At 48.3% G+C, this 21,436-nt stretch carries 19 protein-coding genes; 5 read left to right on the top strand and 14 right to left on the bottom strand.

The window, feature by feature from the left end; all coding sequences use genetic code 11:
* Positions 1–147: 147 nt before the first annotated feature.
* The 6 genes from IDZ20_RS06525 to IDZ20_RS06500 form a co-directional block, all read right to left on the bottom strand.
* Entirely contained in the window at positions 148–726 is a 579-nt protein-coding gene (locus IDZ20_RS06525) for a DUF4252 domain-containing protein (protein WP_188150622.1), read from the bottom strand.
* 97 nt (positions 727–823) lie between these two features.
* Positions 824–1,390, bottom strand: a complete 567-nt coding sequence (locus IDZ20_RS06520; protein WP_188150621.1) for a DUF4252 domain-containing protein — start codon at positions 1,388–1,390, stop codon at positions 824–826.
* A 10-nt stretch (positions 1,391–1,400) separates the two neighbouring features.
* On the bottom strand, positions 1,401–1,925 hold the full coding sequence (locus tag IDZ20_RS06515) for a hypothetical protein (protein WP_188150620.1): 525 nt from the start codon (positions 1,923–1,925) through the stop codon (positions 1,401–1,403).
* Positions 1,922–2,410: an RNA polymerase sigma factor gene (locus tag IDZ20_RS06510; protein WP_188150619.1), complete on the bottom strand. Its 489-nt coding sequence runs from the start codon at positions 2,408–2,410 to the stop codon at positions 1,922–1,924. The genes IDZ20_RS06515 and IDZ20_RS06510 overlap by 4 nt, the downstream gene beginning before the upstream one ends.
* Before the next feature lie 69 nt (positions 2,411–2,479).
* The gene (locus tag IDZ20_RS06505) at positions 2,480–3,394 is read right to left on the bottom strand and encodes an alpha/beta hydrolase (RefSeq protein ID WP_188150618.1); all 915 of its coding nucleotides are present in this window, start codon (positions 3,392–3,394) and stop codon (positions 2,480–2,482) included.
* A gap of 153 nt (positions 3,395–3,547) precedes the next feature.
* Positions 3,548–4,447 carry a hydrogen peroxide-inducible genes activator gene (locus IDZ20_RS06500; protein WP_188150617.1) on the bottom strand — a complete coding sequence of 300 codons (900 nt, stop codon included), beginning with the start codon at positions 4,445–4,447 and terminating at the stop codon, positions 3,548–3,550.
* A 187-nt stretch (positions 4,448–4,634) separates the two neighbouring features.
* On the opposite strand from IDZ20_RS06500, the gene ahpC reads away from it, so the two are divergent.
* The 3 genes from ahpC (at position 4,635) to IDZ20_RS06485 (ending at position 9,553) form a co-directional block, all read left to right on the top strand.
* Positions 4,635–5,198, top strand: a complete 564-nt coding sequence (gene ahpC / locus IDZ20_RS06495) for an alkyl hydroperoxide reductase subunit C (protein WP_188150616.1) — start codon at positions 4,635–4,637, stop codon at positions 5,196–5,198.
* A gap of 136 nt (positions 5,199–5,334) precedes the next feature.
* Positions 5,335–6,966, top strand: coding sequence for an alkyl hydroperoxide reductase subunit F (gene ahpF / locus IDZ20_RS06490; protein ID WP_245792159.1), 1,632 nt, complete (start codon positions 5,335–5,337; stop codon positions 6,964–6,966).
* A 361-nt stretch (positions 6,967–7,327) separates the two neighbouring features.
* A complete protein-coding gene (locus tag IDZ20_RS06485) occupies positions 7,328–9,553 on the top strand; it encodes a TonB-dependent receptor plug domain-containing protein (RefSeq protein ID WP_188150615.1) in 2,226 nt (741 codons plus the stop codon).
* A gap of 50 nt (positions 9,554–9,603) precedes the next feature.
* Here IDZ20_RS06485 and IDZ20_RS06480 read toward each other — a convergent pair whose 3' ends face one another.
* The 4 genes from IDZ20_RS06480 to IDZ20_RS06465 all read right to left on the bottom strand — a co-directional run bounded on the left by IDZ20_RS06480 (position 9,604) and on the right by IDZ20_RS06465 (position 15,324).
* Positions 9,604–12,372: a valine--tRNA ligase gene (locus IDZ20_RS06480; RefSeq protein ID WP_188150614.1), complete on the bottom strand. Its 2,769-nt coding sequence runs from the start codon at positions 12,370–12,372 to the stop codon at positions 9,604–9,606.
* A 217-nt stretch (positions 12,373–12,589) separates the two neighbouring features.
* On the bottom strand, positions 12,590–13,246 hold the full coding sequence (locus IDZ20_RS06475) for a hypothetical protein (protein WP_188150613.1): 657 nt from the start codon (positions 13,244–13,246) through the stop codon (positions 12,590–12,592).
* A gap of 59 nt (positions 13,247–13,305) precedes the next feature.
* Complete coding sequence (locus IDZ20_RS06470; RefSeq protein ID WP_188150612.1) at positions 13,306–13,734, bottom strand: DNA polymerase III subunit chi; 429 nt, start codon at positions 13,732–13,734, stop codon at positions 13,306–13,308.
* A gap of 30 nt (positions 13,735–13,764) precedes the next feature.
* Entirely contained in the window at positions 13,765–15,324 is a 1,560-nt protein-coding gene (locus tag IDZ20_RS06465; RefSeq protein ID WP_188150611.1) for a leucyl aminopeptidase, read from the bottom strand.
* 248 nt (positions 15,325–15,572) lie between these two features.
* On the opposite strand from IDZ20_RS06465, the gene lptF reads away from it, so the two are divergent.
* A complete protein-coding gene (lptF, locus tag IDZ20_RS06460) occupies positions 15,573–16,712 on the top strand; it encodes an LPS export ABC transporter permease LptF (protein ID WP_188150610.1) in 1,140 nt (379 codons plus the stop codon).
* The gene (gene lptG, locus IDZ20_RS06455; protein WP_188150609.1) at positions 16,709–17,770 is read left to right on the top strand and encodes an LPS export ABC transporter permease LptG; all 1,062 of its coding nucleotides are present in this window, start codon (positions 16,709–16,711) and stop codon (positions 17,768–17,770) included. Before lptF ends, lptG begins: the two co-directional genes overlap by 4 nt.
* Before the next feature lie 24 nt (positions 17,771–17,794).
* Here lptG and IDZ20_RS06450 read toward each other — a convergent pair whose 3' ends face one another.
* The 4 genes from IDZ20_RS06450 to IDZ20_RS06435 form a co-directional block, all read right to left on the bottom strand.
* Complete coding sequence (locus IDZ20_RS06450) at positions 17,795–18,289, bottom strand: RDD family protein (protein ID WP_188150608.1); 495 nt, start codon at positions 18,287–18,289, stop codon at positions 17,795–17,797.
* Between the two features lie 256 nt (positions 18,290–18,545).
* Positions 18,546–19,040, bottom strand: coding sequence for a hypothetical protein (locus IDZ20_RS06445; RefSeq protein WP_188150607.1), 495 nt, complete (start codon positions 19,038–19,040; stop codon positions 18,546–18,548).
* Between the two features lie 333 nt (positions 19,041–19,373).
* A complete protein-coding gene (locus IDZ20_RS06440; RefSeq protein ID WP_188150606.1) occupies positions 19,374–20,273 on the bottom strand; it encodes an adenylate/guanylate cyclase domain-containing protein in 900 nt (299 codons plus the stop codon).
* 26 nt (positions 20,274–20,299) lie between these two features.
* On the bottom strand, positions 20,300–20,929 hold the full coding sequence (locus IDZ20_RS06435; protein WP_483887637.1) for a DUF3108 domain-containing protein: 630 nt from the start codon (positions 20,927–20,929) through the stop codon (positions 20,300–20,302).
* Between the last annotated feature and the right edge of the window lie 507 nt (positions 20,930–21,436).

The raw sequence follows: 21,436 nt of genomic DNA, 5'->3' as shown, positions 1-21,436 counted from the left end.
TTGCCGCTAGCAGCGACACTAGTAGAGCTGCGAGGAATATTTCAAAAGAGGATGACAGGAATTCTACAGATGTATGACAGTTTGAGGGCGATTGTTTAACCTAATCAGAGGGTTGTAAAAGTACAACCCTCTGATTGTTTGTTGGCTTTAAATGTTGCTTTTCATATCGATGTCCATGGCGTTGGTGAGTGTCGCCAGATCAGCGGTGTTGATGCTGCCGACAATATCGATAAAAACGATTTCTTTATCTTCGCTGTTAACGACGAACACCAGTAGGCCATCCATTCGATCGTCTTTTAGTCTCGAAAATATCCGTACTTTTTGTTGTGGTTCATTTACGCTAACCAGCGCGAGCCAGTTTTGTTTGGTGGCAATTTTGGTGGCGCGGTCGATCTCTTTGAATGCGGTATCAGGGTCGGCATTTAGATTGTATATTTTTATGTTTAAGGCGCGAATATCTCGCAGAATTTCAGCGGTTTCTGGGTCGTCTTGTTTAATAAAAAAGCGCGCAATACCCAGTAGGTTGTCGCCGAGGTTGATATTGATTTTAGGTGCGCCGTAGACTTTTGATAGGCGGTCTGAGTTGAGGCTGTTAAAACTGGATTGCTCTCCGGCGAAGCTGTTGGTACTCACGGCTAAAGTGGCGATTATCATGCCGGTGATTACAGATCGAACAAAACTTCGTTGTAAAACAGCGTCTAATATAGTGTTGAATATATTTTTCATGGCGTTCTCCAGTGGTTTGTTGTTTTTTCGAGATCGTTTCTGTTCGATCGTAGTTATAGATAAAACGCTCTATCTCAAAAAAGGTTACAAACCATCGTTATCTATTTTGTTTCGCTGCATCGAGCGTTTTGCTATCTGTGCCGTTAATATTGATATTGAGTGATTGCGTAACGGCCGATATTTTCGCTGGATCTATTTCGCCAACAATGTTTATAAATACCGCTTCGCCGCCTTTTTTGGCATCCACCACCATCACTACTAGACCGTCCATTTTTTCGTTGGTGGAACGGGAGAAAATCCTTACTTTTTGCTCGTCATTATTAACGCTGACGAGCGGCAGCCAGTTCTCTTTGCGGATTTTTTTTGCAACTTGCTCCACCGCTTGGTAGGCCGTATCGACGGAGTTGTTCATCTGGTATACGCGTACAGTTATTTGCTGAAGCCCATTCAGAATTGCGGCTACCTCTGGGTCTTCGTTGCGGCTAAAGCTACTAACCAAGCCAATAAGTTGCCGGTTTAAGTTTATTTCGACCTTTGCTTCGCCATAGGTTTTTGATAAGTCATCAAAGGTAATCTCCCCTGGCTGTAGCGCGTAGCAATGCCAGCTAAGGCTTATCATCGCAGCGAATATAATCTGTTTAGTGATCTTTAGTTCTAATCTCATGGTCGTCGTCCTAGCTGGAGGAATCTCGGGTAAGCGTTACGTTAAGAAGAGGGTCTAGGGTAGATTTTTTTAAATTATCACGTAGCGTCTCGGTCACGCTTTGACTTGCGGTGTGATTGGCCTGTTCGAGATAGCTAAATGCCAGTGCCATTTGCGCCATGGCTTGCTCGGCCGTATGGCGTTGCTGATTAATATGTTGCTGCATAATTAATACACCCGCTAATAGCAGGCTCGCCGCTAAGGGAATGGCGGTTTTACCGTGGCGATGAATAGCCTGCGCAATTGTCGATGTGAACCTTGTTTTGTGTTGAGCAGGCTGCGAATGTTGCTTGACGGTTTTTATTGTGTGATCAGTTGTTTCGCTATCGGTAATTTTGTATAGCCGAGACAAGAGTGCGGTACTCGGGGCACTATCCGAATGATCGTGATCGATGTCCGGCAGGCTCGCGGTTGGCTCGAGGTCATCGCTGAAAACACGGTTTAAAAAATCAGTATCAACTGAGTCGTGGTTAGTGTTGTTGTTTGAATGGGTCATAATTCAATACCCTGTAAGATCGCGCGTAGTTGTTTTCGTGCTCGGTGAATCGAAACTTTCACATGGTTTTCTTGCATGCTCATGCTCTCGGCCACTTCGCGAACAGATTTTTGTTGTAGGTCGAACAATACAATCAGTGTTTTGTAGGGTTCTTTTAATTGCGCGATGGCTTTATTGAGCCAGCTGCTGAGTTGCTGTTGTTGGCTGGCGCTATCCGGCGTTTGCGCAGCGCTATCGACCAAGGTATCGGCAAGTTCTTCGCTGGGTTTGCGTTTGCGTAGCTGATCGATGCAGTAGTTATGGGTAACACGGTGCAACCAAGGCCCTGTATCTTGTTCCGTCAGCGGGGCTATATTCGCCCAAAGCCGCTCGAATACTTCTTGCGTGGCATCTTCCGCTTCGGCTTTATTGGCCAACATCCGCAGTGCCAGCGCATAAACTTGGCGATGGTGGCGATTGACCAGCGTGCGGAATTTGAATTTCATTTACTTAGAAACGTATCCGGCGGGAAAAGGTTACAGAGGTCGCAAAAAAAAGCTGATAAACCGGCTCAATTACGGTTTGACGGTAATCTCGCTATCGATAAGCCAGTCAACTAATCTTTCCGTCCATTGCTGAATACTGCGGTCGGTCGCTCGCTGGCCGAGATTAAACGCGTGCCCGCCCTTGGCATAGATATGTGCTTCTGCCGAAAGGTTGGCATTTTTGTAGGCCTGCAGCAGGGTAATTGCCGATTGTGAACAACAGGGATCGTCGATTGCTGCTACCAAGAAAGCCGGTGGCGCGTCGCTCGGGACATTTGTTGGAATACCAAGTGGCCCGGGATATACCAAAATCTGGAAATCGGGCTTGTTGCTATAGCGCTCGATGCTGTCGGTGGCATTGGCTTGGCCTTCGTCACCGTCATAGGCGATAAAAGAGGCTACTTCGCCGCCTGCCGAAAACCCCATTACACCTACGCGGTTGCGATCAAGCCCCCATTCCTGCGCGCGGCTGCGAATATAACGCAACGCTCGTTGGGCGTCCTGCTTGGCGTGTAAGGGTAGGGTGTAGGGCGAATTCTCGGCTCGGGCTAGGCGATATTTCAGTACAAAAACAGCAACGCCGATGGGGTTAAGTATCTTTGCGGTATCGGTTCCCTCAGCATTGAACACCAGCTCGCGGTGGCCGCCACCGGGGATGACTAAAATAGCGGCACCTGTGGCGACACTGGGGTCGGGCAAAAATGCTGTGATCGAGGGGTTGTGAATGTTTTTTACCCACCAATCTTTGGCTTGTTCTGGCTCATTGCGCAAATGCTCAAAACCCGGCGCACCCGATTTCCAAATATGGAACGACTCCTGACTATTGGCGTTGCAGGCTGAAAACAAGCTGACCAAGGGGGCTAGAACCAGCAGTGCGAAGAGCGGTAAGCGTTTAGCATGTAAAGCTAGAGCGGATGAAACGGCGGTAAGATGCAATCGAGGCATTGGCGGAGGCCTTTATTCTTATTATGTTAACGATTCCTAATGGAATTCTGACGAGCTCACAGGGATTAACGGTAATTCTGTGGAATATTGGTAATACTACTGTTTGGATGCCTTTCGCGCCAGCTCGACCGCATGGCTAGAGCCAATGCTAGCTCACAATTTTTGCTTAAGCCCCTCCTTAAATATGACTTTCAATCGCTCAATGTCGTTTACCCCTATGTAGTTGGGGCGAATCACAAAGGCAATACGCCTATGTGGGCCTGGCTCATTTAAGTGTATTGCGCAAAGCTCTGAGTTTTCGGTTACCAGCTGGTCTAGTGCCATTTCCGGTAGCAGTGTCGTACCCATTCGCCCCGCAACCATTTGTACTATGGTGTGCAAGCTAGTTGCTCCTAGGCTGTGAATAGTGTCTTGCTGGCTGAGCTTACACGCGGCTAAGGCGTGCTCTTTTAAGCAGTGGCCATCTTTTAGCAGTAATAGCTCTGTTTGCCTTAGCTGTTGGCTACTGATTTCCGTGCAGTCAGCGAACTCTGCATCTTTAGGGGCGACCCAATAAAAATCTTCCTGCCAAAATTCAAATGCCAATAGCTCATCGAGCGGATAGGGCAGTGCCAAGATGGCTGTGTCCAGCTCACCCGTTTTTACCATTTCGATCAGCTCGTGGGACTGCCCTTCGGTAATACTCAGGCGAAAATCGGGGTGTTGTTGACGTAAATTTGGCAATACTTTGGGGAGCAGGTAGGGGCTGATGGTGGGAATCACTCCAAGCTTCATGGGCACACTTAAGGGCGATTTTTGCACCTGTGACAAGCGATACAAGTCGTCGACCTGCAGCAAAATTGAATGGGCCTTCTCCAGTAGCTGCTCACCCGCAGGGGTAATAAGCACTCGCTTGTTGTCCCTTTCGAACAACTGCACGCCCAACTGCTTCTCCAGCTCGGTTATCGCGGTGCTTAGCGCTGATTGCGATACGGAGCAAAGCTCAGCCGCATTTTTAAAATGAAGTGTCTTGCCTACGGCGAGTGCGTAATTCAACTGTTTTATGGAAATCATGTAGCTATCTTCAGTTTTTTAGAATGACAGTATCTGTTTTATTGGATTTTAGATTTCGATAGTTTTAATTAATATAGCCCCATATCTGAGGCCAAGCAGCTGATTGTAGGGCCTCGACTAGGTTATCCCAAACCTTTAACCCAATTACTAACCAAAACGATTAACTTAATTAAAAGGATCTACAGCAATGTCACAGATAAACAAGGTCATCCCAGAATTTAGCGCTCAGGCTTTTCACAACAACGAATTTAAGACGGTTACTAGCGAAGATACCAAAGGACGGTGGTCGATCTTTTTGTTCTACCCGGCCGATTTTACCTTCGTTTGCCCGACTGAGCTGGAAGACATGGCCAAGTACTACGACCAATTGCAGGGCTTGGGCGTAGAGGTTTACTCGGTGTCTACTGATACTCATTTTGCCCACAAAGCGTGGCACGAAACCAGCGATGCGATCGGCAAAATTCGCTACCCAATGATCGGCGATCCAACTGGCGTTATCTCACGTGGTTTCGACGTGATGATTGAAGAAGATGGTTTGGCGATGCGCGGAACATTTTTGGTAAACCCAGAGGGCGTAATCAAGGTTGCAGAGCTTCACGATGGCGGCATCGGCCGTTCAGCGAAGGATATGTTGCGCAAAGTGAAAGCTGCGCAATACGTTGCAACACACGACGGCGAAGTTTGCCCGGCGGCTTGGGAAGAAGGTGAAAAAACCTTAACACCTAGCCTTGACTTAGTTGGCAAAATCTAACTTTAGCTACTCTGTGTGGCAACGGGGCTCTCTCGCTGCCACACATTTAACACCTCAAACACTTAAAACATTAAATTTAACGTCAACGATAGCTAGTGATAACAATCGATAGCTGCCAACAAAAACAGGTGCGACCATGAGTATGTTAACCACTGAATTGCTAACGGCTTTAAAAAGCTACACCGCAAATATGAAAAACACCGTCAGCCTGGTTTTGCAAACGACTGGCGCTAATGAGGTTGAGCATCGTTCTAGAAAAGAGTTAGTCGAATTTCTTACCGATTTTAGTTCTGCCTCAGACAAAATAGCGCTAGTAGAGCGCGATACTGGCGGTGAACTTATGAGCCCCATTAGTTTTTCGTTGGAAGTTGAAGGGAAGCCATCCGGCATTCAATTTTCAGGTATTCCGGGTGGTCATGAATTCAATTCGCTGGTACTGGCAGTACTGCGCGCAGCCGGTACTCCCATCAAATTAGATGAGAGTATTGCCAATATGGTTAGCGCTGTGAATAAACCGCTTCAGTTCGAAGTGTTTGTTAGTCTCAGCTGTCATAACTGCCCGGATGTGGTACAGGCGTTGAATGAATTTGCGCAACTTAATCCAATGATTAGTTGCAATATGATTGACGGTGGATTGTTCCCCGAGATAATCGAAAAACGCAATATTCAAGGTGTTCCATCGGTATATTTGAATGGCGAGCCCTTCGCTAACGGCAAAATTGATACCGCACAGTTGTTAGATAAATTAGTGGAACGCCACCCGGAGATTAAGCAATCTTCCCAGCAGAAAAGTTTGCCACTGCAAGATGTAACCGTGATTGGCGGCGGTCCAGCCGGTGTCAGTGCCGCTATCTACAGTGCGCGTAAAGGCTTAAAGGTGACGTTAATCGCCGATCGAATGGGTGGCCAAGTAAAAGATACGGTTGGCATCGAAAACTTAATTTCTGTATCTAAAACAACCGGTAGTGAATTAACGGCGGCCTTGCAAACGCACATGCGCGACTATGATATTACCTTGCGTGAGCATCTACGTGTTGAAGAAGTTGTGGCGGACAATATAAAAACCTTGAAGTTGTCTTCCGGAGAATTGGTCAATACAAAATCCTTAATTGTCGCGAGTGGTGCGCGCTGGCGTGAGCTAAATGTTCCGGGGGAAAAAGAAAATGTCGGCAAGGGCGTTGCTTACTGTCCGCACTGTGACGGCCCTTTCTTTAAGGGTAAGGACGTCGCCGTTGTTGGTGGTGGAAATTCAGGAATAGAAGCAGCGCTCGACTTGGCTGGTATCGTAAAATCTGTAACGGTATTTGAATTTATGCCCGAGCTTAAAGCCGACCAGGTACTCGTTAGTAAAGCCGAGGCACGCGACAATATTACTATACTTCGAAATGTTGCGGTTAAAGAGGTGCTTGCTAGCGGTGCCAAGGTTAGCGCGATTGCCTATCAAGACCGCACTACTGGTGAAGTAAAAGAATTAGCCTTGTCCGGTATATTTGTGCAGATAGGTTTGGTACCGAATAGTCAGTTCGTCAAAGGTGTAGTGGATCAAACTGCTCATGGTGAAATCAAAATTGATGAGCGCGGTAGAACGAGCCAGCCGGGAATATTTGCCTGTGGCGATGTCACCACTGTCCCTTATAAGCAGATTGTTATAGCGATGGGAGAGGGAGCCAAGGCGTCATTGGCCGCGTTTGATTACTTACTCAAAGATTACACCGAGACCTTAGCTGAAGCGTCTACTGAAAATAAGGCCGATAAGGTAACCGCATAGTTTTCAGTTGTTTAGCATGGGGTTCGGTTGCAAGAGCTTCGACGCTAGGTTTTTCGACCTAAGTGGCTCACTGTAGTCTCGCTAGCTAGTTTTTACTCGGTATGTGCGGTTCACCTCAAACGCCATTGCGGTTGAGGTGATGAACGGTTTCAGATCCGTTAGCGACAAGCGCTTAGGAATAAAAAGTGATGAAGACGTAATTGGATATCACCAAAATCCGTTTCTAACTCGCTGTGTATAGAAAATTTCTATGGGTAGCGGTCGTTACCACTTTTGCTAGGCAAAAGTTCGCTGCAGATATTATACTCGGAGCAAGCTGGGCAATCTTCTCCAGTTGCGTGACTAAATATCTGAGTGGCTTATGTTATTGTTTAAATCGAACAGATCTTTGCGGTTTTGGTTGCTGTTGTTGCAGGGGTGGACAACGCTAGCAGCCGTATCAGTTAAAGCACAGGATCTGGACGAATTGCTCAGCCTCGACCTCACCGAGCTTGTTCAAGTTAAGGTCACTACCGCAACTTTGTATGAGCAGTCGCGCGCCGACTCCCCCTCGCGGATTGTGGTGATTACCAAGCGGCAGATTCGAGAACGTGGTTACAATAACCTTTTCGACGCCTTGGTGGATCTATCTGCCGTCGACACTCAAGCGGCATCCCATGAAACTAGTTACAACAACATTACTATTCGCGGTATCTCGGGTAGTAAGTTTCTGGTGTTACGCAATGGCACTTCGATAAGCTCACCTGCGCGCGACCCAATTGCTTATGCGGATAATATGCCGCTGTTTGATGTGGAGCGCATCGAGATAGTATTAAGCCCAGGCTCGTCAATATACGGGGCGGATGCCTACAGCGGCACCATTAACTTAATAACGAAAAGAAGCTATTCCAAGCCGCGCAATCTAGGCGTTGGTTATGCTGCTGGCAGCTATGACTACCGTTATGGTTACGCCTATCTCGACCAAGCCGTTGGCGATCAATTCAGGTTTAGCGTGGATGGTCACCGCCATGCTTCTGACAATGAAAACCTCCTTAGCGAATATCCGCAAAGCTTTCCTATTACAGATCTCACAAGCTTTAGCGGCGAGCTGGTGTTGCCGGCTGAGCGGCGCACAGGATTTTATGGCCGCACCGAAAGTTCTAGTTTGAGCGTTGGGCTTGATTACAGCGATATGCTTTCAATTGGTTATCATGCCACATCATTTAGCTCACCAACCGCAACTGGGTTGCTGCCGTTTTCGGTAGACTACGGTTTGCCTGCGTTTTGGAAATCGGAGTTAAAAACGGCTTTTGTAAAGTTTCGTCGGCCGCTGCGAGAAAACCTCAACCTGTCTATCGATTTAGATAGCACCGAGTACGAGGTGAACCCTAAATCGCGCTTTAATAATATTTTTAGTAATTTTAAAGACGGTTTTAAATACGCCAAGACCGACAGAACAATGCTCACTGCGACGCTGGAATGGCAGGCGAGTGATGAAGATGTGTGGATGTTGGGTGTTCAGCAGGGGCGTTTTCAAACGATACCGAAAAGCGCTGATTTATCTCATCCTTATCAAACCAGCCAAAGTACGGCCGAGCAAGCACTCTATTATGACGGTACGGATGATACGCTTGCCATTGCGTTGTACGATATTCGCTATAACAACCGGGCGGCGTTTGTTCATTACCAAGCTAAAGTATCTGACAAGATTTTGTTGAGCGCTGGGGTTCGTGTAGACGACAGTAGTCGTTACGGAAAATCTACCAACCCAAGGTTGGGTCTTGTTTATAACGCCAGTGAGAAATGGAATTTTAAATTAATTTACGCACAGGCTTATCTCTCGCCTGCGCCAGAGCTTACCTACGAACACTTTGGTAGTTTTACTGGTGAGAAGAACGATAGTGGCGAGTATATTAGTAACTTTATGTTTGTACCCAATCCCGATTTGCAGCCGGAAAAAATAAAAACCTTAGAGTTTAATGCCAGCTATAACCCGCACCAGAATATCTTGGCGGAGCTGACACTTTATCGCTCCGAGGCGACTGATCATATTTTGAATACGGCCATGCGCGATCCGGTAACGGATTTCGTTCCCGGTGGCTATATCTATAACACTTCCCATAATGACAATATCGGCGATATGGACATTACCGGTTTGACCTTGGATGTCAGTTACCAAACGCGTATGGCGACCACTCAGTTCGAAACCTGGGGTAACTATAGTTATACGGAAGGTGAGTATTGCAACACGCTTACAGGCCAACGCACCGAGGTTCCATTTGTGGCAACTCACAAGCTTAAAATGGGCGTTACGGCACGTAGAGAGCGCGGCTACTTAACGTTATCGCTGCGGAATATTGGAACGACCAATGCGGATGTGGCGGCGCTGATTGGTGACGAGGTTGAGCAAACAGAAGCGCGTAACTACTGGGTTGTGGGAGCGGTTGCGGGGATTAATGACGTGTTGCCGAATTTAGATGTTAGCGTGAATATACATAACCTATTAAATAAGCATTATTACAACACGGGTACTAACGCTGCCATTACGTTTGTAGAAACGCCGCAAAACCTACGTGAAATTCGCGTGCTGCTCGACTATCGACTTTAATTTCGATCCTGCTGAGCTGAGCATTTCCCATCCTTGGGAAGATTGTTTCCCTATAGATTGCGAATCTTATTTTGTTGCTCGGCAAGTTTGCCAAGGGCGTTATTAACGTCGGCTAGGCGATTCTTTTCCTTGTCGACAACTTCCGCAGGGGCCTTATCAACAAACTTAGGGTTGTTCAGCTTCGCTTCTAAACGTTCAACTTCTTTAGTGAGCTTGTCGCTTTCCTTTTGGAGTCGAGCGAGTTCGGCTTCCTTATCGATTAATCCTGCCATAGGCACCAAAATTTCGAGTTTGCCAACAAGGGCGGTTGCCGAAAGTGGTGCTTCATCGGCATCGGTAAGCCATTCAACGGATTCTAACGACGCTAACTTTTTCAAAAATTGCAAATTGTCTGCGAGGCAGCGTTTGTCGTCGTCACTACCATTTTTTATGTAAATTGGAATATGTTTCGATGGTGCAATGTTCATCTCGCCACGAATATTGCGAACACCTAAAATAATACCCTTGGCCCATTCAATATCGGTAATCGCTTGCTGGTCTATTTTGGTGGCATCCGGCACTGGGTAGCGGGCTAGCATAATGGTGTCACCTTCGGCTCCTGCCAAGGGTTTTACACGCTGCCAAATTTCTTCGGTAATAAAGGGCATTAACGGGTGCGCCAAACGCAAGATGGTTTCCAGCACGCGAATTAATGTGCGGCGAGTTCCTTTCTTAACCGCTTCGTCGGCGTTGTCATCCCATAGTACTGGTTTGGTGAGTTCTAAATACCAGTCACAATAGTCCTTCCAAATAAAGTCGTAGAGCGCTTGGCTGGCCAGATCTAGACGGTAGCTTTCTATGCCTTCTATTACGGCTTTTTCGGCTTGCTGTAAGCGCGACACAATCCAGCGGTCGGCCAAGGTTAATTCGTAATCGCTACTGCCATCCTGTGCGCAATCGTGTTCTTCGGTGTTCATTAGTACGTAGTTAGAGGCGTTCCATAATTTGTTGCAGAAATTTCTGAAACCTTCAATTCGACCGACATCGAAATTGATATCGCGCCCAGTAGACGCGAGCGAGTAGTAGGTGTAGCGCAAGGCATCAGTACCGTAGGGCGCGATACCCTCGGGGAATTCCTTGCGTGTCATTTTTTCGATTTTTTGTTTTAGCTGTGGCACTTGCATACCGGCGGTACGCTTTTGCACGAGCGTTTCTAAATCGATGCCGTCGATTAGGTCGATGGGGTCGAGTACGTTACCTTTTGACTTGCTCATTTTCTGGCCGTGGCTGTCGCGCACTAGGCCGTGTACATAGACGGTATTAAATGGAATCTCTTTTTTGAAGTAGAGCGTGAGCATAATCATCCGCGCTACCCAGAAAAAGATAATATCAAAACCGGTCACGAGTACAGACGATGGGTGGAAGGTTTTTAGGAAGTCGGTATCTTCCGGCCAGCCGAGTGTGCCAAAGGTCCATAGCCCTGAGCTAAACCACGTATCGAGCACGTCTTCGTCTTGTTTTAATGCGAGGCTGTCGGCGAGCGAATATTTAGTGCGAACTTCGGCTTCATCACGACCAACATAAACATTGCCGGCGTCGTCGTACCAGGCCGGTATGCGATGTCCCCACCACAGCTGGCGAGAAATACACCAATCTTGAATATCGCGCATCCAGCTGAAATACATGTTCTCGTACTGTTTAGGCACGAAGTTTATATCGCCATCTTCAACCGCTTTAATAGCTTCGTCGGCGAGTGGTTGGGTTTTCACATACCATTGGTTAGTTAGGTAGGGCTCAATAACCACACCGCTGCGATCGCCGTAGGGGACTTTTAAATTGTGATCGTCGATTTTCTCGAGCAGGCCGAGCGCTTCTAAATCTTCTACGATTTTCTTGCGGGCAACAAAGCGATCTAGGCCCACGTATTTTTCGGGAGCGTTGCTATTGATATGGGCGTCGTCGTTAAAGATGTTGATCATCTCTAGGTTGTGACGCTGGCCCATTTCATAGTCGTTAAAGTCGTGTGCTGGGGTGATTTTTACACAGCCAGTTCCGAATGCCATATCGACATAATCGTCGGCAATAATCGGAATTTCGCGATCGGTCAGTGGCAGTTTGATGGTTTTGCCGATCAGGGCTTTGTAGCGTTCATCGTCTGGGTTGACGGCAACCGCGGTATCGCCCAGCATAGTTTCGGGGCGGGTGGTGGCTACGGTTAAATGGCCAGAGCCATCGCTAAGCGGGTAGTTAAAATGCCAGAGATGACCCTTTTTCTCTTCGTTGATCACCTCAAGGTCGGAAATTGCAGTGTGCAGTTTCGGGTCCCAGTTAACCAGACGTTTACCACGATAGATGAGCTTGTCGTCGTAAAGTCGTACGAACACTTCTTGTACGGCTTTATAAAAACCGTCATCCATGGTGAAACGTTCACGACTCCAGTCGGGAGATGCACCCAAACGGCGCAATTGACGGGTGATATTACCGCCGGATTCTTCCTTCCATTCCCATACTTTTTCGATAAATTTTTCGCGGCCTAGATCGTGACGGGTTTTACCTTCGGCGTCGAGCAGACGCTCGACCACCATTTGTGTGGCAATGCCCGCATGGTCGGTACCTACCTGCCAAAGGGTGTTTTTCCCCTTCATGCGGTTGTAGCGAATTAACGCGTCCATAATACTTTCTTGAAAGCCGTGGCCCATGTGCAGGCTGCCGGTAACATTCGGCGGCGGAATCATGATGCTATAGGGGTCGCCTTCGCCGCTTGGGGCAAAATAGCCGTTGGATTCCCAGGTTTCGTACCACTGTTTTTCGATTGTTGAAGGCTGATATGTCTTATCCATGGGGATTTACGCAGGCACCTGTGTTGTGAATTCAAAGAAGTCTATAAACGGGGGCGCGATTATACCTTGATGCGTGTGAATATGCAGCGGCTAGGGACGGGTGATCTTCGGCGCGAAGGCAATATACATTAGGTAAAGATTATTTCGCGGGCAGGGCAGCGACATAATGGTGAGCTTAAACCATGAGATTGTGTGCAACTAGGCGAGGCCTTGGGTGTTACTCAAACCGTTCTTTCAGTTTTTTACGTAAGGCGGCTTCAATTTTGGGCAGAAATTCGGCTACAAGTTCATCGATAAGCGCGTCGTTTGGTGCGGCTTTAGTGGTTCGTTCGGCGTTAGTACTTTGACTGCTGCTCGCCGTGTTGGGTTCGGCGGAGATATTGCCCTCTGTAGCTGCAGCATCCGCTAGCTTGGTTTTAACGCTGGAGTATTGGTTGGAGCTGCGCGCGAGTGTTTCGCCTATATTGGCGAGTTCTTCGAGTACTGTATTTTTGTTTTTATTAAGGCGCTCTCTAATGTGAGCGGGCAAAAACGGGTTTTCACCATTTGCGGCAGGTAGGTCGGACGGCGCTGGCTCCATGATTAAGATACGCTCATCGAAGAGAGATTGCTGACCAGGTAAAGCCGCCGCGGCGCTGGATTCAAGTTCGGCCTCCAACTGTGCGATTAATTCTTGCTCATCAAGTTCCAGTTGTGAATAACCCTCACTCGGAATACCGACGCTAGTCGCTAATGTTTCGGTCAATACCGGGATGTCGAGATCTTCATCCGAGTCTCCGTCTTCGCTAAATTGAAGAGACTGTTTGATTTGCTCGAGCTCGCTTAGCAGCGTTTCGCGGGTAGAAGGGTAGCTTGGCTTGTTTTCAGAGCTCATAGGTAAAACGGCCTTGTCATTATTGTTTTGTCATATCTTAGCGGCTTCGGCCCGAGCTGTTAACCTAATTTCAGGTAATTAACGGGGTAGCCGCGAGATTTGTAAAAACTGTAGTTCTCGCGGCAGATGTTGAGCACTGACTCGTGTTGAACCACGATTTCAGCCAGTCGTTGAAAGCGGCTGAAAAACGGTGGGACCTGTAGAGAAAGATTTACCAGCACGTCGTGGTGCCCATTATCATCAAGCTCGTGACTAATAAGTACCGGCGCAAGGCTGGCGCCATCGCTACCCGCAATGGCGTGTGGCACGAACGATTCCGGGCGGAACTCCCACAATAATTGATCGAACTGCTCCGATTGTTGTGCATCGTCAGTCGCGACCATTACCCTATGCCCGAGTTTTGTCACCTTGTCTATTAGGCGGCAGGCGTAGAGGGAACGGTCTGCTAAGTCTTCCTTTTTCAGCACATAAAAGTCGATTTTGGTCATCGGTGTTGTATCGTCATTTGTGAGCTGTTGTTAGGTATTCAATAGGTAGGTAACTAGCAAGCTGACCGGCCGCCCAGTTGCACCTTTTGCCGCGCCGGATTTCCACGCTACACCGGCAATATCGAGGTGTGCCCAGTGGTACTTTTTAGCAAACCTTGATAGGAAGCAGGCTGCGGTAATACTCCCTCCGGGCATACCGCCAATATTTGCCATATCGGCAAAATTACTGTGGAGTTGTTTTTGATAATCGTCCCACAGCGGCATCTGCCACGCGCGGTCGCCACTGTTATTACCTGCACTTAGTAGCGCGTCGGCGAGAGGTTGGTGGTTACTGTAGAGGGCGCTAGCGTGATTGCCTAGGGCCACGACGCAAGCACCGGTAAGGGTGGCGATATCAACAACCGTTTTTGGTTTGTAGCGTTCAGCGTAGGTCAGTGTGTCGCAGAGGACCAAGCGGCCCTCGGCATCGGTATTTAATATTTCGATGGTTTGGCCGGACATAGAGGTAACCACATCGCCGGGTTTAGATGCATTGCCATTCGGCATATTTTCGGCCGCGGCGACCAAGCCCACTACGTGCAGGTTGGCATCCATCTCGATTAGTGCCTTGATAGTACCGAATACGCTGGCGGCACCGCACATATCGTATTTCATTTCATCCATATTCGCGCCCGGTTTCAGGCTAATACCGCCGGTATCAAAGGTGATGCCTTTGCCCACTAATACGTGAGGCTTGCTGTTCGCAGCTTTGTTGCCTTTGTATTCCATTATGATCAGTTTGGCTTCTTCTGAGCTTCCTTTGGCGACTGAAATTAGCGCGCCCATTCCCATTTTTTCCATCTGTTTCTGACTTAGGCTGCGAGCGTTAAGCTTAGGGCTGGTGGCACCTAACTGCACGGCGAGCTTGGCAAGATAGGTGGGTGTGCAAATGTTTGGCGGTAAGTCTCCAAGTTCTCGCGCGAGATTAATACCGGCGCCTATTGCGGAGCCGAGATTAAGTGCTTGGCGCAAGGCGTTGGTACCAGCGCTGGCTTCAGTCGCCCAGACAAGTGTCGTTAACGCGACAGGGTCTGGTTTCTTGGATTTTGTTTCGCAGTAGTGATAAAGCTCTTTTACTAAGGTGGTGGCAAACTCTTGGCCTGCCCACACTTGGTCGTCTATTTCTAAGTTGGTAGCGCCATGAGTGATACTTACGTCATTTTCGCTAAATAATTCGTTGAGGTAGATAGTAGCGGTTTTGGCGGGCGATTTGCTCAAGGCTTTGGCGACACTATGGAATGCGGCGCGAAGGTTACCACTACTAATATGGCGTTTGCTCTTGTCTTCAAAGTTTCCGAGGTGGACCAAAAGTACACGTTTACAGGGCAAGGCTGCAGAAGCGGGTGTTGGGAACCAGCGCATCATACCGGCTTTTGGTTTTAGGTCGCCGCTGTCTATTGCTGCGGCTAAGACACCTTCCAAGCGTTGATCCAGCGCTGTTGCACTGTTGAAAAGTTGGTCGTTGGCTGCGAAGACCACTGCGCACTGTGTTGCATGAGTTAAGACATTTGCCTGTTTGGCTAGTAGCTTTTGGGCGCTGGTTTTTGGCATTGACGCTTCCTCGTATCTATGGGCGATGAAAAACAACACATAACGATTTATTGTTAAATTGCTTTAGCTTGTAGAGCGCTGCAACCACACGTTGGTCTAAGAGCAGCACAAAAAAATCTAGGGATGATTTTATAGCGGCCTATAGTGTATGTCAGGGCGTTCTTTTAATACAGGTTTGCTGCAGAGTGATCAACAAATGTCAGTGGAGCTGTTAGAATCGCGGCTTAGCTACTTTAGGTAACCTTTCCTTGATTATTTTTCGATATCTCGCACGTGAAGTTCTCTCCAGTATGTTGGCGGTTAGCCTTGTACTATTGATGATTATTTTAAGCGCGCGCTTTGTAAACTATTTAGCCGAAGCGGCTACGGGCAAGCTGGACGCTGGTGTGCTCGTGACCCTTTTGGTTTTGCGTTTACCTGCCTACTTAGAACTGATCTTACCGCTCGGTTTGTTTATCGGCATTTTGTTTGCCTATGGTCGTCTTTACTTAGATAGTGAGATGACGGTGCTGTCTGCCTGCGGCATGAGCGATGGCCGTTTGGTGAGTTACACCATGGCGTCGTCTTTTGTCGTTGCGCTTTTGGTTGGTGTGTTCAGCCTTTATTTGGGCCCAGAGGGCGTTAGGGCGTCTGAGTCTTTGTTGGCTGAACAGCGTAATCGAACCGACTTTGAAACCCTAAAGCCGGCTCGTTTCCACAGCTTGGAGAAGGGCGCAGGAACTACCTATGCGGCCTCTATTAGCGACGACAAAAAGCAGTTGCGCGATGTGTTTATGGCCCGAGTGGCCCCCTATATTGATGATGAGGCGGGCGCGCCTAACAATGATGTGGCAGTCTTGACGGCAAAATCTGGCGAGACGGTTATCGAGGCGAGTACCGGTCGTAAGTTTTTGTTGCTGAAAGATGGGCGCCGCTATATTGGCAACCCAGGAGAACAGAATTATCGGGTGGTCGAGTTTGAAAGCTACTCACAAATATTGCCGCAACCGGATTACTCGATAAAACAGAAGCGGCTTACCGATGGTTTAACTACGCAAAAACTTTTTCAAGCTAAGTCGCCAGAAGCGAAAGCGGCATTGCAGTGGCGTTTTTCTATGCCCGTATTGGTTCTGGTCGTTGGCTTTTTGGCCGTGCCCTTAAGCCGAACACAACCGCGTCAGGGGCGTTACGCTAAAATGTTGCCGGCGATTATTTTGTACATGCTGTACTTGGTGTGTATTAACGCTGCGCGCGGCACCATAGAAGAGGGCACTGCGCCAGTGCCGGGGATTTTATGGCTGGTGCACTTGGCCTTTTTTACGCTGGGCTGCGTGCTTTTGGTTGAAAAACGCTTGATTTTCAAGCGCCAGCGACGCGATCTGTCTAAGTTAGTTGGGCCGAATTCATGAGCAGGTTAAGGCGTTATATCGGTCAGCAAGTTCTTGTGGCTGTACTGGGGGTGTTGTTGGTTATTGTGTCGCTCGATGCAATCGCGGCCTTGGTAGACCAACTTAGCACCTTGCGCGGTAACTACGATATCTTTGCGGCGCTTACTTATGTCGCTCTCTATATCCCCTCAACGATTTATGACTATTTACCCTTGGCCGCACTCGTCGGCTGTTTAATTGGCCTAGGTGTATTAGCCAATAGCAGTGAGCTAGTGGTTATGCGAGCGGCAGGTGTTTCGATTGCTCAGGTGGTTGGTGCGGTGATGCGGCCGGTGCTGGTATTTATTGCCATTGGGTTTGTGTTGGGCGAGTACATTGCCCCCTATACCGATCAATATGCCGATACTCGCCGCGATTTAGCACTGGGCCATGAGCGTGCGCTGCAGAGTGAAAGTGGTCTATGGTTTCGCGAAGGTGATGAATATATGCACTTTAACGCGGTATTACCGAACGGCAAGTTGTATGGTATTACCCGCTATGCTTTTGACAGAGCCGGTGAGCTGGAACAGGCTAGTTTTATAGGTTCGGCCATTTACCAAGGTGAGTACTGGACGGAGCAGGAGGGGCGAATCACCCACTTTAAGGGGGATCGTATCGAGAAGGAAACCTTCGCTGTACGCAAATGGTACACCGAAATATCACCCGACTTACTCAATGTTTTGGTGTTAAACCCCGACGAATTACCGATGCAGCGCTTACACACTTACGCTGAATATCAAGATAAGCAGGGTTTAGATTCCAGCGAATATCGCCTCGCATTTTGGCAAAAAGCCTTACAGCCTCTGGCAACGCTGAGTTTGGTGGTGATTGCTATTTCGTTTATTTTTGGCCCGCTACGACAAACCACTATGGGGTTTCGGGTTTTTATTGGCGTGTTGGTCGGCCTCATTTTTCAAACCGCACAAAAACTACTCGGGCCGATGTCAATCATTATGGGGTTTAGCCCAATGTATGCGGTATTGGTGCCAATAGTGCTGTGTTTTTGCTACGGCTGGCTGTTGATTTATCGCGCCCGTTGACGCTGCAGTGGCTCTGTTTTCGTTCTATTCATCTTTAGCCGTTACCACGACTCGTGTGCCACTAAAGCGGTCGTGCCAACAGTCATTGTTACTGTCGATAAACTTCCACCAATAGCCCGCGCCAGCAAGCGTCAGTGCGAATGGCGCTAAAAACGCGCGCGTTATGCTCTGCTTTAATGTGGGGAGTTTTACCTCAGGTAATGCATCCGCCTGCACCACTTTTAACCGCCAAGCTCGCATCCCAGTAGATTGTCCTGCCCTGTACCAGAAGTAGCTGTAGAAGCTGGCAATAACGGCTATCCAGCCGATAAAAACCAAGCTATTTGCAACTGCACCATTCACCATCGGTGTGTAATTCCCTTGGTTGGCTGCGCCAGTCGTTTGACTCGCAATAAATGTAATCAGAGCTCCATAGGCCATGCTTAGGGCGAGGACTAAAAAACTATCGTAGACCATCGAGGCGAAACGACGCCAAAGTGGTGCGCTAATGAAGCGTTGTTGGGTGGTTGTATCTGTCATGGTAGGGATGTGGTCTCTAAGCGCAGTGCTTGGGGCAATTTGGATGGCCGCATTCTAAAGCGAATGCGGGGCGTCGACCAGTGCCAGATGTTTGGGTGCAAACACCAAATGCTTACTAAGGGGGGGAACGAACCTTTTTCAAGCGATTATCTAAATAAAAAAAGCCCCTCCAGGGGTGGGAGAGGCTAGGAAAAACAGACGACAATTGGGGGCGCGTCTGTATCAGGGGTTACTATATCTGCCCTTAGAGTTTCGGCTAAAACCGACGTTGTAGGGCCAAACTTAATTTACTTCCAGAAACCTGCAGCTTGTATTCGGTACGAAGATCTTCGCTAAAACCGAGCGTGTCGTAATCGCTGGTAAAGATTTCTTGTTCAATGTCAGATTTGGTAAAGCTATTGGTTTGGGCTAAATATTGAGGTTGATTGAATAATCCACTTAAGCTCGAGCGGAGGAACATTCTAATCGCGGCAATTCCCGAGTAGGTATTGCCATCTAGTTCGCGCAGCCAGGCATTGTTGAGTAGTTGGTTGGCTCTGGTTTGTGTGCTGTTTATGCGGATGTCCGCGGCCATAAACAGCGCCTCGTTGTGCATTAAATTAACCGGCAAGTACACGGGGATATGGTGTTCACTGGGCAGGAATGTAGGGTTGATGTAGTTTGCCGGTTCGCAGTGCCCGTGATTGCAGAGATAAAAAATAAAGGTGCCGATCACAGCCGCCAGCCGCTGCTGCAGGTTTTTTACGGTCATCTGGGGCCTCCTTTAAATTCGATTTAACCTAAGAGTAAACTCTTGGGCAGAATAAAAAAGGTGCTCTCTTATATCAATTCACGATACCAGATGACGGTTTTTTAGTCGTTTGGGGATGATTTGGATGACTGTTGGCTTTAGCCCTTGAACGCAAGTAGCTTCGCAGTAAGTACTGGCTAACACATGGCACTTCTCGATTGCGTCTATTTTGGTTCTTTATTATGGGTTTTGTCTTGTTTCTATGGTTGCATAGCCAAAAGATCTAAATCAAAAGTGCTAGTTTTTGGGTTTTGGCGGCGAATAAAGCGTGAAGGAAGGGGGGCTATTAACAGGTTAGCTGAGTTTATAGTGGATGGTGATATGTTCCGGCATATCGAGTTCGCCGAGGGTGATGCGACCGTGTTCACCTAAGGGGGCCGATTCGCGACGCAAATAAATTGGCGCACGACTCGGGTCTATCATGTATGAGCCGTTGGTGCTGTTGTCTTCGAATATGAATTTGCCACGCCTAAAATAAATGGTAGCGTGATTGCGCGACACCCGCGCATCGTCTACGAGCAGTCGCACTGAGTCACGGTCGCGACCGATATGCAGCGGTGGGTCGCTAGCGTGGTAAACCAGCGGCGAGCCATCGAGTCCTAAACGTAACTCGACACTACTATGATCTGATGTTGCCGCTATTGCGCCAACCAATGTGGCTTCGAGCTGTGGGCCGGGGGCATCAGCACTCCAGTTTAGGCGGTATACCAAGGCCATGCTGTCGGTGCCTTTGTACTTAAACCGATCAAACAGTTCGCAGTGGCTCAACAGCCAAGGGGGGAGCGATTCGAAAAGGGTTTCGTTAACTAAGATTTGCTGTTGCTTGGCAATTCGTACGAGACTAGCGGCGGCATTTACCGTGTCGCCGTAGACATCTTGGCGATGAAAAATTAATGGCCCCATCGCCATACCTGTGCGCAACTGGCGGTTTTCGTCTTCCATCCGCAGGTTCATGGCAATCCCAGCTTGGCAAGCCTCTTCCAAACCTAGGAAATAGACCATAATTTCATCGCCAATCGTTTTTACCAGCTCTCCGTCGTGTTCTTCGGCAATATCAATTAGCAGTGCCAAAATACGGGCGATTTCATGCTGCGCGCGCGAGTTTCCGAGTTGCTGGTAGATACGGGAGCTGCCAACGATATCAGCGAACAGCACGATATAGTGCCGATCTTTTCCATTTGGTGTCGCTGTCATAGTCGGTTGCTTAATATACCCAAGCGTTAGTTGTTGAGGGTTTTCCGGTAGAACTCATGGAGCAGTGCTTCCTGTTGGTCAAAGCCGGTCAAGCGGATGGTGAATGCGTCGCCATTTTCTTCTACATGCTCAATTTTAGCAATTTGGTAGCTTAAGCTGGGTATTACCCAGATTGTTGTATTTTTATCGGTATCAGGATCAATAAGTGCAATTTTCAGCGTATTGTGCGCTGTTTCCCCGAGTGTGAACACGTCTTTGCCCACAATTTCAAAGGCTAGCAGTTTAATTTTGTTGGTTTTTGCGACGCGATAGTGCAGTTCTGTTTTGCCGTTATATAGGTCGGCCTGCAACTGTAGCTGGTATAGTGCGGGGTCAAGTTCGTTCCCGTCCAGCGCTAATCGCCTCGCTCTCTCGGGCTTGTCTTTGCGTTGTGTGTCGGCCTGCTGCTGTTGCCAGTCGAAGTCGATGCTGTCGTAGGCCTTGTAGCCGAGTACTTTACGCGCGTATTCATAACGCTGGGGTTGTAGCTGTGCAGTCGTCGATAGCTTGAACTCGCTGGACTCTCGAATAGAGGCGATAAAGTTCTTTACCTCGGAGTTGAGCCGGTAGCTGTTATCGGCGTTGCGGCTTAACTTGCGCTCAGATTTAATTGTCATACCCGAATATTTCCCTTCGTAATGGGCCTGAAATAGCACCTGAGGGTTCGTTTCGGGGGTAGCCGTGCTGTTGGCGCTAAGTATTAATAGGCTGCACAGGAGGGCGCAAATTCGCCTCAATGCTGGTCGACTATAGCCGAGTGGCTTCCGGACATAAAAAAATCTACGAGGGTGCGGAGTGGGTATAAACACAAGTCTCATCCATTTAAGTTGCAGTTGTAGGCTGGGTCTGATCGAGTCGATTGTCGAGCCTTCATATAGACAGGTTGCCGTTAGTGCCCTGAACCTACGCTGAATTGCGCCATTATAGGCATTTATACTGTCTCGTTGCGCGAGACTATTAGATCTATAGCCACTGTTGGAGCCAAGGCTACTGGGGTTATTAGTGGTAGGGTGGTTGAAATGAGTTCCACTCACAGTCTAAAATGGCCGCGCTTTTCCCCTCGCTGCGCATATTTTGAACAGTTAGTAAGCGCCCAAAAACTACTCAATGAAGTAATCGTAAAA

The sequence above is a fragment of the Teredinibacter waterburyi genome (genome assembly GCF_001922985.1).
GTDB classification, from domain to species: Bacteria; Pseudomonadota; Gammaproteobacteria; order Pseudomonadales; family Cellvibrionaceae; genus Teredinibacter; species Teredinibacter waterburyi.
Note: the sequence above shows the minus strand (reverse complement) of the source record. Positions and strands in the feature narration are given on the sequence as shown.

Coding starts and splice junctions, on each gene's coding strand:
- IDZ20_RS06525 (WP_188150622.1), bottom strand. CDS start 726: ATGAAAAATATATTCAACACTATATTAGACGCTGTTTTACAACGAAGT.
- IDZ20_RS06520 (WP_188150621.1), bottom strand. CDS start 1,390: ATGAGATTAGAACTAAAGATCACTAAACAGATTATATTCGCTGCGATG.
- IDZ20_RS06515 (WP_188150620.1), bottom strand. CDS start 1,925: ATGACCCATTCAAACAACAACACTAACCACGACTCAGTTGATACTGAT.
- IDZ20_RS06510 (WP_188150619.1), bottom strand. CDS start 2,410: ATGAAATTCAAATTCCGCACGCTGGTCAATCGCCACCATCGCCAAGTT.
- IDZ20_RS06505 (WP_188150618.1), bottom strand. CDS start 3,394: ATGCCTCGATTGCATCTTACCGCCGTTTCATCCGCTCTAGCTTTACAT.
- IDZ20_RS06500 (WP_188150617.1), bottom strand. CDS start 4,447: ATGATTTCCATAAAACAGTTGAATTACGCACTCGCCGTAGGCAAGACA.
- ahpC (WP_188150616.1), top strand. CDS start 4,635: ATGTCACAGATAAACAAGGTCATCCCAGAATTTAGCGCTCAGGCTTTT.
- ahpF (WP_245792159.1), top strand. CDS start 5,335: ATGAGTATGTTAACCACTGAATTGCTAACGGCTTTAAAAAGCTACACC.
- IDZ20_RS06485 (WP_188150615.1), top strand. CDS start 7,328: ATGTTATTGTTTAAATCGAACAGATCTTTGCGGTTTTGGTTGCTGTTG.
- IDZ20_RS06480 (WP_188150614.1), bottom strand. CDS start 12,372: ATGGATAAGACATATCAGCCTTCAACAATCGAAAAACAGTGGTACGAA.
- IDZ20_RS06475 (WP_188150613.1), bottom strand. CDS start 13,246: ATGAGCTCTGAAAACAAGCCAAGCTACCCTTCTACCCGCGAAACGCTG.
- IDZ20_RS06470 (WP_188150612.1), bottom strand. CDS start 13,734: ATGACCAAAATCGACTTTTATGTGCTGAAAAAGGAAGACTTAGCAGAC.
- IDZ20_RS06465 (WP_188150611.1), bottom strand. CDS start 15,324: ATGCCAAAAACCAGCGCCCAAAAGCTACTAGCCAAACAGGCAAATGTC.
- lptG (WP_188150609.1), top strand. CDS start 16,709: ATGAGCAGGTTAAGGCGTTATATCGGTCAGCAAGTTCTTGTGGCTGTA.
- IDZ20_RS06450 (WP_188150608.1), bottom strand. CDS start 18,289: ATGACAGATACAACCACCCAACAACGCTTCATTAGCGCACCACTTTGG.
- IDZ20_RS06445 (WP_188150607.1), bottom strand. CDS start 19,040: ATGACCGTAAAAAACCTGCAGCAGCGGCTGGCGGCTGTGATCGGCACC.
- IDZ20_RS06440 (WP_188150606.1), bottom strand. CDS start 20,273: ATGACAGCGACACCAAATGGAAAAGATCGGCACTATATCGTGCTGTTC.
- IDZ20_RS06435 (WP_483887637.1), bottom strand. CDS start 20,929: ATGACAATTAAATCTGAGCGCAAGTTAAGCCGCAACGCCGATAACAGC.